Origin of the sequence: Croceitalea vernalis (assembly GCF_031846405.1) — a bacterium.
GTDB classification, from domain to species: Bacteria; Bacteroidota; Bacteroidia; order Flavobacteriales; family Flavobacteriaceae; genus Croceitalea; species Croceitalea vernalis.
In genome coordinates this window covers 47,488-61,254 of the sequence record NZ_JAVRHU010000006.1, presented here as the reverse complement: position 1 = coordinate 61,254, position 13,767 = coordinate 47,488, and the positions used below count along the sequence as shown (strand labels likewise).

The window sequence follows — 13,767 nt, the reverse complement described above, 5'->3', positions numbered from 1 at the left end:
ATGAATAGAATAAACCAAAAAATGCTGGAGGATAAAAAACTTCTTTCCATATATTTCACTGCTGGTTACCCTGCTTTAAACGATACAGTTCAAATCATTGAGGACCTTGAGAAAAATGGTGTTGATATGATTGAAATTGGGCTACCTTTTAGCGACCCATTGGCAGATGGTCCAACAATTCAAGATAGTTCAACAGCTGCCTTGAAAAATGGAATGACAACTGAAACGCTTTTTGAACAGCTTAAAGACATTCGTAAAACAATCTCAATTCCATTAATTGTTATGGGATATTTTAATCCTATGCTTCAATATGGAGTTGAAGCGTTTTGCGAAAAGTGTCATCAGATTGGAATTGACGGAATTATAATGCCGGATTTACCTTTAGATGTATATGAATCAGAATACAAAGCAATTTTTGAAAAAAATGGCTTATTAAATATTTTTCTAATAACACCTCAAACAAGCGAAACACGCATACGTCAGATTGATGAAGCTTCAAACGGTTTCATCTATATGGTCAGCTCCGCTAGTGTTACAGGTTCAAAATCTGGATTCGGAAATGAACAGGAAGATTATTTTAAAAGAATTGGGACAATGAATCTAGCAAATCCACAAATTGTGGGCTTTGGCATTAAAGATGCAGAAACATTCGAACAGGCCACTAAAAGCGCAAAAGGAGCTATTATTGGTTCAGCTTTTATTAAACATTTGACCACTAATGGGAAAAATAAAATTAGAGAATTTGTTACATCAATAGTTGGATAAAAATAAGCAACCAAATAAAAAAGTAACATCTTTAGAACTAATAATAACGGCTGGAAATGAAAAGCATCACTATATTTTTATTCTTAACTACAAGCTGTTTTGCACTATCATTAAACGCTCAAGAACCCAATTCCAATGAAGCTTCTAAAAATGTTTTCAATTTTTCACTTGGTTCTTTTGTAGTACTTAATTCAGCTCACATAACTTATGATAGACTTATAGCAAAAAAGGCAAAAGGCTTTTTTAAATCCTATTATTTTACTACAAAGGTCGGAGGTAATGCAACATTAAATTTTAGTGATACAAATAGCGGTACAGGACTTTTAACAAGTTTAGGATTTACTGGACTAACTGGAAAAGGAAATGACCATCTAGAGATTGGTCTTGGTCTCGGTTATTTTTTTGATTCTAGCACTAGTGATGATTTTATTGAAGGAGGTGTGGATGACAGCCAATTTTATCCAAGTATTTCTCTGGGGTATAGAAAACAAAGTCCAAAAGGTTTTGTATTTAGAACAGGACTTGGTGCAGCAGAATGGTTTTATGTAGGATTTGGTTATAGTTTTTAAAACTATTTAATTCCTTTATTTAGCTCGCCTGTTTTGTTTCAACTAAAACATCTCTTTTATATATTTTCAAAACAGCTTCGACTCCGTCTTTAAGAGCATTCAAATGCAATTCGCCGTTATTTTTTGCAAGCATTTGTTTTACAATGGATAATCCTTTTCCGGAACCTTTTTCATTCGAAGTACCTAAAGCACTCTCAACTTGTTCACCTCTATTAACTTGGTCTAGTTTTGTAATATCAATAGCCCGAGCTTTATTTTTTATAGAAAAAGAATAATAATTAACATGTTCTGTTGCCGCTACTTCTATTTTTTCGTCAACCGGTGAAAACTTAATAGCATTCGTTAATAAATTACGCATTGCGGTCTCAAAAACTTGTTTAGAGTAAAATAATTTAAAATCACTTGAAAATCCGTTAGAAACAATCAATTTTTTATAGTTCAACTTCTCAGAAAACTGTTCTTTTAAATCTTCTACAACTGCTCTGATATCAAGGTGCATATAGCTTTTTATAGTATCATCAGTTTGCATAGCCCAATCAAGAAGCCCTTCTAACATGGTATATGTTTTGTCCACCGAATTTTTAAGTAAATCAAGATTACTGTTTCGGTCCACTTCAGATTTTGAATTTTTAGTTATTTCGGCAAGAATTGAAATTTGATGAATTGGTGTTTTCAAATCATGTGCAATAATTTGAACTATCTCTTTCCTAAAACTAGTCAATTCCTGTAATTCCAAATTCTGCTTTAAGCTAAGCGCATTTTGTTCATGTAAATCTTGTCGCATAACAATCACCTTCTTGAAAACGAAATAGCTAATAGCACCAATAGAAGAGATAATTATAAACGCTAGAATGAACTTACCTAAAGGCATTTCTGGCATTAAAATGATACATGATGTGATATATATTGTATTATAAACTATAACAACTAATTGATGATAAGGTTTTTCAAAAACAGCAAGAAGTAATCCCATTACAAAAACTATCATCTGAACACGTAAAAAATAACCTTCAAAGTTTGTTGTGGAATCTTCTACCCTAAATGGCAAATAAATGGTTGAGGAAATAATATTTATATAGACTAAAACCAAGAACATCAAACTCGTTGAAACCCAATTTAACTTCCAACTTATTGCCGTTATCAATACAGTAGAGAAAACTATTAAGTGTTTTAAGGCATATCTATTTAACCCTCCAATTCCATATTCTATAAAAAAATTAGTCGCTAATCCGGCAAGTACCAAAAGAATTAAGGCATGAAAAATAATACTTGTCTTTCGTATAGGAACAAGCACTTGATTATCTTTAGAAAATGAATTTATATCAATCACCATTTGGGGGTTTTATATAACAGTTAACGATAAACGGTGTATTTTCTTACATTTTAACTTAAGTATTAGATGAAGCGCATTTTCGGTATCCTTTTTATTCTTTTAAGTTTTCATTCTTTCAGTCAAATAAATGATTCTACAGCTATTAAATCACAAGTGGCCAAAGCAATAAAAGAACTTGGTGATTTCGTAGCAATACCAAATGATGCCTTAAATGGCGATGATATTGATGACAATATTTTTTGGTTAAAGAAAAAGTTCAATGAACGAGGTTTTAATACAACAGAATTAGAAACCGATAATCATCCATTATTTTTTGCCGCCTTGCCTATTGAAGATAATAAACCAACTATTTTGTTTTATATGCATTTTGATGGTCAATCTGTAGACCGAAGTAAATGGAATCAACCTAATCCATATAAAATGGTTTTAAAGGCCCCTGAGGGTGATGGTTGGAAAACGCATTCATTTGATGACATGCTAGAAGACATACCTTATGATTGGCGTTTATTTGGTAGATCAACCTCTGATGATAAAGGCCCAATCGTAATGTTTTTAAATGCAATAGACCTTATCAAAAAGAATGGCAAAAAAATACCATTTAACATAAAGGTAATTTTGGATGGCGAAGAAGAAAAGAGCAGTAAACCATTACCAAACGCAGTAAAAGTATATCGAGAATTATTAGAGGCTGATTTTTTGATTATCAACGATGGACCTGTTCATTCTTCAGGAAAACCAACTTTAGTTTACGGTTGTCGTGGCATTACTACCCTGTCTTTAACCACCTATGGTCCAGTTAAACCTCAGCATAGCGGACATTATGGTAACTATGCTCCCAACCCCGGTTTTCAATTAGCGCATTTATTAGCAACTATGAAAAATAAAGAAGGTAAAGTTATCATACCTGGGTATTATGATGGTATCACTTTAGACTCCACTACAATTGAAGTTTTAAAAAGCGTGCCTGATTCTGATGTTGCAATTGCCGAAAAACAACAATTTAAAACAGCTGAAAAAGTAGGTGATTTTTATCAAGAGGCATTGCAATATCCCAGTCTAAATATTCGTGGATTAGGCTCTGGTTGGATTGGCAAAGAGGCAAGAACAATAGTTCCTGAGAGTGCGACTGCCGAATTAGATTTAAGATTAGTACCAGAAACTGATGGAAATCGATTAAAAACCCTAGTGAAACAACATATTACGAAACAGGGTTATAAAGTGATAGACCATGTGCCTACTAAAGAAGAAAGATTAAAATTTGATAACATAATAACGATAACTGAAAGTAGTGTTACCAATGCTTTTCGTACTGATTTGAATAACCCATATGGGAACTTCCTAGTAAAAACTATGAAAGAATCTTTTAATGATGATGTTGTTCAAATCAGAATCATGGGAGGTACAGTACCCATTTCACCTTTTATAAATGAATTAAAAATACCGGCATTTATCATACCTATGGTGAACGCTGATAATAATCAACATAGTCCAAATGAAAATTTAAAGATTGGACAATTGGCTTACGGCATAAATACATTTTATTCAATTTTAACTTCTACCCTTTAAAATTATAAATGAGCTTGAAAGTATGTTTTAATATACTAACTATGGTGTTTATTATCTATTAACTGCCAAAATCATCGATTTAAAAAAATAACTGTAAAGGCCTTTCTTACAATAGATACGCCTCAACGAATAAAAATTCATCTCACCCTATTTTCACTGGTACTGCTCTTTATGCGTCTTACTTTTGCTAAACCAAATTTTACTTTAGCATGAAATACACAACCATCGTAATTGATGATTCGTCAATTCAACGCCTAGCGACCACCTTTTTGGTTAAAAATCACGTTGCCCTTGAGCATATCGGTTCTTATGGGAATCCGTATGAAGGATTGCGTGCTGTAGTAGATAAAAAAGCTGATATTCTTTTTCTTGACGTCTTAATGGATGATATTGATGCTTTTGAATTGTTAGATAGTGTCAATTTAAACTGCGCGATTATCATGAACTCCACTTGGCCAAGATTTGCGGTTAAGGCTTTTGATTATGGAATTAATGATTTTATTACCAAACCAATTCAAAAACCTCGTTTTGAAAAGTCTGTCGTCAAGGTAATTAATCAATTAAAAGGAGAACAATCTTCAATTAGAAGTAATAAAGATTATTTGTGTATTGATTCTCTTTCTAATTTTAGTTTAACCTAAGCCGAATTCCTACTCGCATTTATATTTCCATATAAAGAACGTGTCACTATCTTTTCATAAAGTGCTTTATGTGCAGAATTTTGTGTGATATGATATAAAGCATTCTGCTGAATTACCAAAAGAGGTAAAACAATTTTCTCTCTTATTTTAACGGATTCTCTTGACACTGCTTCGTCTTCCATTAAAATTTTATGACCTGATATTTGTAAAAGCATTTTTTCTGAAAGTTTATACTCACTATGAAGAACCTGCCAAAAAGCTCCGAATTCTTCATCTTCTTTCATATAACTTGTTAAATTAAAATTAGTTTTAGCTAACGACATCATACTATTGTGCATTAAAGCTCTGAAAAAAGGCACTTCTTTATACAGTTTTTTCACTTCATTAAGTCTTCCCTCATCCTTGAATTTTTGAATAGCACTACCTAGACCAAAATAACCCGGAACGTTCTGCTTTAGTTGGCTCCAAGAGCCTACAAAAGATATCGCCCGTAAATCTGACAATGTCAACTTACTCTTATTCCCTCTTTTACCTGGTCTACTGCCTATATTGGCATTTGAATAATATTTTAGGGTACTTCTATGCTCTAGATAAGGCATAAATTTGTCATGATTTTTTAAGGCATCATATTTTTCAAAACTTAGTTCAGAAAGTTCTTCTATTAGTTTTCGCTGTTCTCTTGAAATAACATGTTCTTTGCCAAATAAGTTATTACTTAAACCAGCCGTTAATAGTTGCTCGGCATTATGAATAAACTGTTCTTTTGTGCCATAAGTACTAGTTATGGTCTGTCCTTGAATGGTTAATTGAATTTCATGGTTAGCCACATCTTTTGTTTGTGCAGCATAAAAGCGATGGGTTTTTCCACCGCCTCTTGCTGGAGGTCCTCCCCTACCATCAAAAAACTTAGCTTTTATTCCGTTCTTTTTACAAACCTTACTCAAAGTCTCTTTGGTCTTTAATATTGACCAGTTCGCTTTTAAATACCCTCCATCTTTGGTTCCGTCAGAAAAGCCCAACATAATAGTATGCGCGTTATGTCTACGTTCTAAATGCGCCCTGTAAGTGTTATTGTCAAAAAGATACTGCATAACCTCTTCGGAAGCATCCATACCTTTCATGGTTTCAAAAAGTGGAATAATATCAAATGTTATTTCTTCGGTTTTCCAACCGCTCCATCGGAACAAACCAAATACAAATAGCACTGAGAAAATATCTTCAGAATTACTTATGATATAGCGGTTGCAACCGTCTTCGCCATTCTTTTCTTGTATAGATTTAAGCTGTTGAATATTAGCAATAGTATCGCGAACAATACCCTCTTCAAAATCTTTCGCCTTCAGTTTTAAATCTTTTTTCAATAACCAATTCACCAATTCTTCTTGACTTAGTTCATCAATACTTTCGTTGATAATATCATTCGCTTTTAAAATAGTTTCAACGCTTAAATAATGTTTGCTATGGTCTTGTCTAATATCCAAACTAGCAAAATGTGTTTTGAAAATATGAACCTTATCAATGAGTTGATTCAAATCATCTAAATACAAAGAGTGATAATTTTCAATAAGAAGCGCTCTGGCTTCATTCAAACTTTCAATAATTTCTTGATAACCCACAAGGTAGTTCTCTTGAAACATTGCCTTATACAATTTGGTATTTAAACTGTTTAAAGGGTCCTGTAATTTTTTAAAAGAGAGTTTCTTGCGCAGTACTTTTAAATCATTGTAATAACATTTCATTAAAGTTAGTCTAAGCTCATCGGCAACCTCATTTGTGATTTTAGCCGTAACAAAAGGATTTCCATCACGATCACCGCCTGGCCAAAACCCCAATTTTAAAATATCATAATTATCAAAACCTGGACGATTCGTGTGACGTTTTACATATTGAAACAATTGACCCACGGCATTGTAATACGTATTTCGTAAAATGTAAATAATATTTTTTGCCTCATCAAGAGGTGTTGGTTTTTTAGCGTTTATTAATGATGTAAGACCTAGTTGTTGCATGGTTAAATCTATATCATCAATTCTATTATTATCAATCAATGCTCTTAATTCTGATATGATATCTAATACCGCTGGCGTATAAAACTGTGTTGGATGAGCTGTTAAAACAATACGAGCGCTAAAGGTGGACAGCTGTTTTGCGATTTGATCCCAATTCTTGCTTTGGTCTACTAATTGAAAATAATCTTTTATGGAAGTAGAACCAGTATATTCCTGTAATTTAGGGAAAGCAGCATCTTCTACACTATCATACAAAACGACTTGACGTTCTACGTATTGAATAATACGGAACATAAAGTCCAACTGTTCACTTTCTGTTCTAAAATCAGTAAAATTTAGAAAGAAGGCTTCCAGAATATCTTGAGGTTTTTTCCCTGCCTTTAAGCCCCTTTCACATTGCTCAAAGAGTAAAGGGACCAACATACCTACATTCTCCATGTCGGCATATGGCAAACTTAAAAATAAGCTGTTGTAAATATTAAACTTATTAGTAACAGATTTTTTAAACTCCTTTAAACGTTTTGATTGATGCATGTACATAAATTTGTTAAAAATAGCCTAATGGTTATTTTATAAATCTCAAAGGTCGTTATAGAAAGCCAAATGAAAAATTAAATCTTCATCAAATCACATATTTAATGGGGTTTGCTAAAAAAAATAACAGTATATGAGTTACAAAAAATGTTCTTTGTATTGTAGAACTCTAAAATCGAAAGTATTAAAGTTTGGGTTTTTATCTTTCAAATCTTTATAAAGTTGCAAACTCCCGACAGCGCGGTTGGCAGCACCAGAAGGAGCCGTTAATGACACCGTTTTTATTTTTTTCTTAGTCTTAGGATTAATAAATTGATGAATACGAGGTACATCATTTGAAACCAATTCATAATTTACTTCATGATTTTTTAGCAACTTTCTGAAAAAATACTCGGGTCCATTTTTACTATTTCCACCAGTAAAAAGTAAAGTTTCAACAGAAGGAAATTCTTCAAGATATGTAAAGATATTTCGTAGCTGAACATTAGTCATTCCCAAATCTGATGCGTCTATTTTTCGTCGTTCCGCACTAGCAACGATATCACAGATACCTATTCTTTGCGTCCGCAAAAACTGTTTGCGTTCTTGTATTGCTTCTTTAGTTGTTTCAAAGGTTAAATTAAGTTGAAAGATTTTATTCAAAATAGGCCACAGTTGACCATCTCTACTGCCATAGCAAAAATCAACATCACGTTCTTTAAGCTGACCTTTAGAAAATCTTGGTGGCGGCAAGGTACCCACAATAAGTTTTTTAACTCCTTTAAAAAGGTATGGCGGATATGGATGTTCGTGTATAAACATTAGTTAAGCTGAGATAGTTCTTCAATTGCTTTTTTTATGACGATTCTGTTTATTTTAAAACTTTGTTTGGACATATTTTCCGATTCATTCTTAATATCTTGATAAACCGCCTTAGCATTTTGTATTTTATCATTTCTCAAGTAAAACCGAGCCAACTCCAGACGTTCCATAAAATAATTATAGGGAGCGTCAAATGTTTTTAACCAAACCTCAGCCTCCCTAATGTTTTCGGTTTTTTCAAGTGCCATTCCAAAGAGAAAAGCCGCTCTTGACTTTTTAAAAGCTGTATTATTTTTTATTCGTTCAGCAAAAGTTATAGATGATTCAAACCTAGAAGAGAAATAATAGGCCTCTTGTAGTTTACTTATCACATAAAAATCATCTTTAAAAACATCCCTCAAAGAAGCCTGATAGTTTTCTATTGCCAAATCGTATCTACTTTCAAGTAAGTAGGCATCAGCCAGGGCAACTTGATTTTCAAAAGTTTTCGAAAATTTCAGTTTTCTTTCAAGATCTAGAATTTTTTTAGAGGGATTTATTACAGTTTTCAAAGTCTCTTGAGCTTTTTCAAAATCATTTTTACGAATGACATTCATAAAAAGATATGCCAATGACCCTACAACCGGCAAAAAAACAATTGCAAGCCACCAGTAATAATTGTTTCTATTGGAATAACAATGGTAAATACAAAAACCCTGTAAAGCGATAATGAAATAATAATACATTTTTTAAAAATAGAACAAACTTATCAATTGCTTAATATTGCTATAAGTTTCCAACATTAAAAAATTTTAGTGCTTTATTTCTTTTAGGGCAAGAATTTATGGAACTGGGAGACTTTAAAAGTAAAAGAGGTAAGGTTACCAACAAATCAAATGGTTCAAGACGCAAACGTAAATTAAGGAAACGGAAAATTACCGAAGAAAAAATAAGAATAGAAAAATCTAAATAGTATTAATCTACCTTAAAAATTAGTTCTATTTCACCTTCTTCGGTGATGCTAATTTCATACGTATAAAGGCCAATTGGTAAAGGGTCAAAATCAAGATTATCTGGAATAAAACTAAAATCTGCTGAATCTGCTTCTATTGTAAATGGCATGGCTTCAAACGCTTCGTCATAAGCCAAATAACTTGAAAAACCATCAGCAACAACATTTTCATAAAATAAACTATCGGCTATTACTTCAACAAGATTAAACTCAATATTAGTCTTATTTGCTATTCTAATATTCGGCGAAGTAAGGTTATCATCTCTATCATCACAACTTAAGAATATGATAACCACTGCAATTAAAGAAACTATTTTTTTCATGATGCGCCTTTTAAAAATAACGACACATCTATAAAAATATTCTACCTAATGAAAACAGGTTGATGCTCTTTTAAAGTATGCTCTTTACTAAAAACATAATCATCATAATTAAAACCTTTAATATCTTGTAGGTTCTGCGCTTTACTATCTATGATGTAACGGACCATTGAGCCTCTTGCCTTTTTAGCAAAAAAACTTATGATTTTTAACTTATCATTCTTCCAATCTTTAAAAATTGGAGTAATAACTGGCACCTTTAATGATTTTTCATCAATTGCACCAAAATATTCATTACTTGCCAGGTTAACAAAAACCTCGTCTTTTTCAAGCTCAGAGTTTAAATATGTTGTGATATCCTTTTTCCAGAATTCATAAAGATTTTTTTTACGCCCTACTTTAAGCTTGGTACCCATTTCGAGACGGTAAGGTTGCATTAAATCAAGTGGCTTAAGCACTCCATAAAGTCCTGATAAAATTCGCAAGCTTCGTTGAAGTTCTTCTAATTTATCTTCTGTAATTGAATACGCATCTAAACCTTGATATACATCGCCATTAAAAGCGAATACCGCCGGTCGCGCATTTTCATTAGTAAAAGGTATAGTAAATTCTTGATTACGTTGCCAATTCAGCTGCGCTAGACTATCTGAAATAGACATAAGTTGCGATAATGCTTTAGGCTTTTTCTTTAATAAAACTTTATTTAATTTTTCAGATTGCTCTAAGAATTCAGGCTGGCTAAATTTTGCAGTTGGCAGTTCAGTTTCAAAATCAAGCGACTTTGCAGGAGAAACAACAATCTTCATAGTTTTATTATTTATCTCAAAAGTAAAACCAAATTCTTGATTATGGTAAAGAGTTCAAATGGAAGTTATCAATCAAAGAATTGGAAAAATTGATATTAAGATGATTGTTTAGAATAATTACGCCACTTTTCAATACACTGAATCATATCTTCCGGCAATTCAGAATTAAACTTCATAAACTCTTTTGTTGTAGGGTGCTCAAAACCTAAGGTTTTTGCATGTAAGGCTTGTCTTGGTAAAATTTTAAACGCATTATCTACAAACTGCTTATATTTTGTAAAAGTGGTTCCTTTGAGAATCTTATCGCCCCCATAGCGTTCATCATTAAAAAGGGTATGACCAATAAATTTCATATGCACTCTAATTTGATGCGTACGACCTGTCTCTAACTTACAAGAAACCAAAGTGACATAACCAAGTCTTTCAATTACCTTGTAATGCGTTACCGCTTCTTTACCCTCATCTCCTTCAGGAAAGACCGTCATCTGTAAACGGTTTTTTGGGTGTCGAGCAATATTACCTTCAATAGTACCAGAATCATTCTCAACATTGCCCCACACCAAAGCAATATATTCTCGCTCACTAGTCTTCTCAAAAAACTGTTTTGCTAGATATGTCATGGCAACTTCAGTCTTAGCAACTACAAGTAAACCCGAGGTATCTTTATCTATGCGATGCACCAAACCTGGACGGTTTGAACTATTATTAGGTAGATTCTCAAAATGAAAAGTTAAGGCATTTATTAGTGTTCCTGAGTAATTACCATGACCAGGATGAACCACCATACCGGCAGGCTTATTTACCACGAGAAGGGCTTCATCTTCATAGATAATATCTAAAGGAATATCCTCTGGAGTGAGCAAAAACTCATACGGAGGATGCTCAAAAAGCACTTTCACCTCATCACCTGCTTTTACTTTATAATTCTGCTTTACGATGGTATTATTTACCCAAATATTGCCATCTTTTGCAGCTTTTTGAATTTTACTTCTAGTGGCATTCTCAATAAAATTCATTAGAAATTTATCTACACGGAGCGGTTCTTGCCCTTTTGAAGCTATAAACTTAAAATGTTCAAATAAGTCATTTTGTGAAAGCTCTTGATTCTCGGCAGTATCCATTAATTATCAGATTCAGCTTGAATACGAGCACTATTAGGTATTTTACCATTACCGCAAATAAGCTCAACCTTAGAGGTTTTAGGCAATTTATCACCCGGGCTAACGTATTTGCCTTTATACTTCATTCGATATACCATATCTTTTCCAAGTTCTTCTATATAAGTTACACGCTGAACATCTAGACCAACAGCTCGCAACATTGATGAAGCATTTCTTTGAGTTACTTGAATAATATTGGGCACGGTAACTTTTTTATAGCCGGAAGGGTTAACAGTAAAATAAATTTTTCTATTATCCTTTACCTTAGTTCCCGGGGATGGGTTCTGATCAAGAATAGAAAATCTTGGAAAATCAGGATTATAATTAGTAGAATCTAATACTTCATAACGCAGGCCAGCTTCTTCGGCAACTTTACGCATATCTTGAACCGACATTTTTGAAAAATCAGGCACTTCTACAAACTCTCCATGATTCGTTGTGCTTTTTAACCATCTTAGGGTTGCAAAGCAAATTAGCACTACTGCAAGTAATGCAAGACCAAGCTGAATTAAAAAAGTTTTACTCCTTAAAAAATTAAAAAAGTTCTTCATGAGAATTTGTTATCAAAGCAAATATAGAAAAACAGCCCTTTTTTCTTTACTTTGGCATTAGCATATTTAATTTCAATGAAGAAAAACATCGCAATCATTATGGGAGGATATTCGAATGAATTTCCTATTTCCATAAAAAGCGGTTCCGTAGTGACCAAACATTTATCCAATGATAGATTTATAACCTATCCTATTGTAGTTACTAAAGAATCATGGTATTATAATGATGAAAATCAGGTAGCACACGAAATAGATAAAAACGATTTTTCTTTGAAACTACAAAACGAGAGAATCCATTTTGATTGTGTTTTTAACGCAATTCACGGTTCACCTGGTGAAGATGGTCTTTTACAGGCATACTTTAGTTTAATGCAAATACCACAAACATCATGTGCCTATTATCAAGCAGCACTAACTTTTAATAAAAGAGACTTTTTAAGTACAATAAAGCCATACGGAATAAATTGTGCTACTTCCTATTTTCTAAATTATGGAGATACTGTAAATGAGCATGAAATTATAGATAAAGTGGGCCTTCCATGTTTTGTTAAGGCAAATAAGGCTGGCAGCAGTTTTGGAATTTCAAAGGTGTATAAATCCGAAAAACTAAAAGCCGCCATAAACAAGGCATTTGATGAAGATGATGAAATTATTATAGAATCATTTTTAGACGGCACTGAAATTTCTGTTGGAGTAATTACTTATCAAGGGAAAGTCAAAGTACTGCCTATTACAGAAGTTGTAAGCGATAATGACTTTTTTGATTATGAAGCTAAATACCAAGGCAAATCACAAGAAATAACCCCGGCAAGAATTACTGATATTCAGTGGCAAAATGCTGAAAAGACTGCTAAAAAGGTATATGAGGTTTTAAAAATGGAAGGATATACTCGTAGTGAATTTATTTTCATTGGTGATGAACCTTTTATGCTTGAAATGAATACAACACCGGGCTTAACGGAAGAAAGTATTTTACCTCAACAAGCGCAGGCTGCTGGCATTAGTTTATCAGAATTATTTGAAAGTGCAATTGATGAAGCCCTAAAGAATTTTAATGCTTAATTTTAAGCAATATTCAATTTCTTTACATGAGAAGAGCAATTTTTCCAGGTTCGTTTGATCCTTTAACCTTAGGTCATTATGATATCATAAAAAGAGGTATTACCCTTTTTGATGAACTTATTATTGCTATCGGAATAAATTCAGATAAAAAATACATGTTCTCTTTAGAAGAACGTCAAAGATTTATCGAAAATGCTTTTAAAGATGAACCTAAAATAAAAGTTTTGACCTACCAAGGCTTAACAGTTGATTTTTGCAAAGAAATTAAAGCAGAATTTATTTTAAGAGGATTACGAAACCCGGGAGATTTTGAATTTGAAAAAGCTATTGCGCATACCAATAGAAAGTTATCTGAAATAGAAACTGTTTTTCTGCTTACCTCTTCAGGCAAATCGTATATAAGCTCTTCAATTGTTCGTGATGTAATTAGAAATGGTGGAGATGTAACAGGCTTAGTACCAGATACCGTAAAAATAATGCCTTGATTTTTTTAATTATTGAGATAACCAATAACTAATTGAACTCATCTGTATAATTTCCAATTTAGCCCTTACAACATCTTTTTATTAGTTCACAACAAAAAATATATTTTATAGTTATATACTTATATTTTTGTAAGAAATTACTTATTTAAGAACCCCAAATCTTAAACCTACATC

14 protein-coding genes are annotated in these 13,767 nt (G+C 32.7%); 6 read left to right on the top strand and 8 right to left on the bottom strand.

The genetic code is table 11. From position 1 onward, the window contains the following. Both trpA and RM520_RS14735 read left to right on the top strand, forming a co-directional pair. Positions 1 to 765 (top strand): tryptophan synthase subunit alpha, encoded by a 765-nt coding sequence (gene trpA, locus RM520_RS14740; RefSeq protein WP_311388511.1) that lies wholly within the window; start codon positions 1 to 3, stop codon positions 763 to 765. 56 nt (positions 766 to 821) lie between these two features. After that, positions 822 to 1,334, top strand: coding sequence for a hypothetical protein (locus RM520_RS14735; protein ID WP_311388510.1), 513 nt, complete (start codon positions 822 to 824; stop codon positions 1,332 to 1,334). 19 nt (positions 1,335 to 1,353) lie between these two features. Here the strand turns inward: RM520_RS14735 and RM520_RS14730 are convergent, their stop codons facing one another. Next, positions 1,354 to 2,667: a sensor histidine kinase gene (locus RM520_RS14730; RefSeq protein ID WP_311388509.1), complete on the bottom strand. Its 1,314-nt coding sequence runs from the start codon at positions 2,665 to 2,667 to the stop codon at positions 1,354 to 1,356. 66 nt (positions 2,668 to 2,733) lie between these two features. On the opposite strand from RM520_RS14730, the gene RM520_RS14725 reads away from it, so the two are divergent. Beyond that, entirely contained in the window at positions 2,734 to 4,233 is a 1,500-nt protein-coding gene (locus RM520_RS14725; protein ID WP_311388508.1) for a M20/M25/M40 family metallo-hydrolase, read from the top strand. Between the two features lie 209 nt (positions 4,234 to 4,442). Then, complete coding sequence (locus RM520_RS14720) at positions 4,443 to 4,874, top strand: LytR/AlgR family response regulator transcription factor (protein WP_311386455.1); 432 nt, start codon at positions 4,443 to 4,445, stop codon at positions 4,872 to 4,874. Here the strand turns inward: RM520_RS14720 and RM520_RS14715 are convergent. From RM520_RS14715 to RM520_RS14685, 7 genes are all read right to left on the bottom strand, one after another. Continuing rightward, positions 4,871 to 7,417 (bottom strand): phosphoenolpyruvate carboxylase, encoded by a 2,547-nt coding sequence (locus RM520_RS14715; RefSeq protein ID WP_311388507.1) that lies wholly within the window; start codon positions 7,415 to 7,417, stop codon positions 4,871 to 4,873. The genes RM520_RS14720 and RM520_RS14715 overlap by 4 nt on opposite strands. 138 nt (positions 7,418 to 7,555) lie before the next feature. Further along, positions 7,556 to 8,218, bottom strand: a complete 663-nt coding sequence (locus tag RM520_RS14710) for a uracil-DNA glycosylase family protein (protein ID WP_311388506.1) — start codon at positions 8,216 to 8,218, stop codon at positions 7,556 to 7,558. Continuing rightward, positions 8,218 to 8,943: a hypothetical protein gene (locus RM520_RS14705; RefSeq protein WP_311386452.1), complete on the bottom strand. Its 726-nt coding sequence runs from the start codon at positions 8,941 to 8,943 to the stop codon at positions 8,218 to 8,220. The genes RM520_RS14710 and RM520_RS14705 overlap by 1 nt, the downstream gene beginning before the upstream one ends. A gap of 229 nt (positions 8,944 to 9,172) precedes the next feature. Then, on the bottom strand, positions 9,173 to 9,532 hold the full coding sequence (locus tag RM520_RS14700; RefSeq protein ID WP_311386451.1) for a hypothetical protein: 360 nt from the start codon (positions 9,530 to 9,532) through the stop codon (positions 9,173 to 9,175). A gap of 41 nt (positions 9,533 to 9,573) precedes the next feature. Further along, entirely contained in the window at positions 9,574 to 10,335 is a 762-nt protein-coding gene (gene yaaA / locus RM520_RS14695; RefSeq protein ID WP_311388505.1) for a peroxide stress protein YaaA, read from the bottom strand. 95 nt (positions 10,336 to 10,430) lie between these two features. Then, on the bottom strand, positions 10,431 to 11,456 hold the full coding sequence (locus tag RM520_RS14690; protein ID WP_311388504.1) for an RluA family pseudouridine synthase: 1,026 nt from the start codon (positions 11,454 to 11,456) through the stop codon (positions 10,431 to 10,433). Beyond that, positions 11,456 to 12,046, bottom strand: a complete 591-nt coding sequence (locus tag RM520_RS14685) for a PASTA domain-containing protein (RefSeq protein ID WP_311386448.1) — start codon at positions 12,044 to 12,046, stop codon at positions 11,456 to 11,458. The genes RM520_RS14690 and RM520_RS14685 overlap by 1 nt, the downstream gene beginning before the upstream one ends. A 75-nt stretch (positions 12,047 to 12,121) precedes the next feature. On the opposite strand from RM520_RS14685, the gene RM520_RS14680 reads away from it, so the two are divergent. Both RM520_RS14680 and coaD read left to right on the top strand, forming a co-directional pair. Continuing rightward, a complete protein-coding gene (locus RM520_RS14680; protein WP_311388503.1) occupies positions 12,122 to 13,108 on the top strand; it encodes a D-alanine--D-alanine ligase in 987 nt (328 codons plus the stop codon). 26 nt (positions 13,109 to 13,134) lie between these two features. Further along, positions 13,135 to 13,593: a pantetheine-phosphate adenylyltransferase gene (coaD, locus tag RM520_RS14675; protein WP_311388502.1), complete on the top strand. Its 459-nt coding sequence runs from the start codon at positions 13,135 to 13,137 to the stop codon at positions 13,591 to 13,593. The last annotated feature ends 174 nt before the right edge of the window (positions 13,594 to 13,767 follow it).

Excerpts from the sequence above, each read along its gene's own strand:
- RM520_RS14685 (WP_311386448.1), bottom strand. The coding sequence starts at position 12,046 with ATGAAGAACTTTTTTAATTTTTTAAGGAGTAAAACTTTTTTAATTCAG.
- RM520_RS14705 (WP_311386452.1), bottom strand. The coding sequence starts at position 8,943 with ATGTATTATTATTTCATTATCGCTTTACAGGGTTTTTGTATTTACCAT.
- coaD (WP_311388502.1), top strand. The coding sequence starts at position 13,135 with ATGAGAAGAGCAATTTTTCCAGGTTCGTTTGATCCTTTAACCTTAGGT.
- RM520_RS14700 (WP_311386451.1), bottom strand. The coding sequence starts at position 9,532 with ATGAAAAAAATAGTTTCTTTAATTGCAGTGGTTATCATATTCTTAAGT.
- RM520_RS14735 (WP_311388510.1), top strand. The coding sequence starts at position 822 with ATGAAAAGCATCACTATATTTTTATTCTTAACTACAAGCTGTTTTGCA.
- yaaA (WP_311388505.1), bottom strand. The coding sequence starts at position 10,335 with ATGAAGATTGTTGTTTCTCCTGCAAAGTCGCTTGATTTTGAAACTGAA.
- RM520_RS14720 (WP_311386455.1), top strand. The coding sequence starts at position 4,443 with ATGAAATACACAACCATCGTAATTGATGATTCGTCAATTCAACGCCTA.
- RM520_RS14710 (WP_311388506.1), bottom strand. The coding sequence starts at position 8,218 with ATGTTTATACACGAACATCCATATCCGCCATACCTTTTTAAAGGAGTT.
- RM520_RS14730 (WP_311388509.1), bottom strand. The coding sequence starts at position 2,667 with ATGGTGATTGATATAAATTCATTTTCTAAAGATAATCAAGTGCTTGTT.
- trpA (WP_311388511.1), top strand. The coding sequence starts at position 1 with ATGAATAGAATAAACCAAAAAATGCTGGAGGATAAAAAACTTCTTTCC.
- RM520_RS14680 (WP_311388503.1), top strand. The coding sequence starts at position 12,122 with ATGAAGAAAAACATCGCAATCATTATGGGAGGATATTCGAATGAATTT.
- RM520_RS14690 (WP_311388504.1), bottom strand. The coding sequence starts at position 11,456 with ATGGATACTGCCGAGAATCAAGAGCTTTCACAAAATGACTTATTTGAA.
- RM520_RS14715 (WP_311388507.1), bottom strand. The coding sequence starts at position 7,417 with ATGCATCAATCAAAACGTTTAAAGGAGTTTAAAAAATCTGTTACTAAT.
- RM520_RS14725 (WP_311388508.1), top strand. The coding sequence starts at position 2,734 with ATGAAGCGCATTTTCGGTATCCTTTTTATTCTTTTAAGTTTTCATTCT.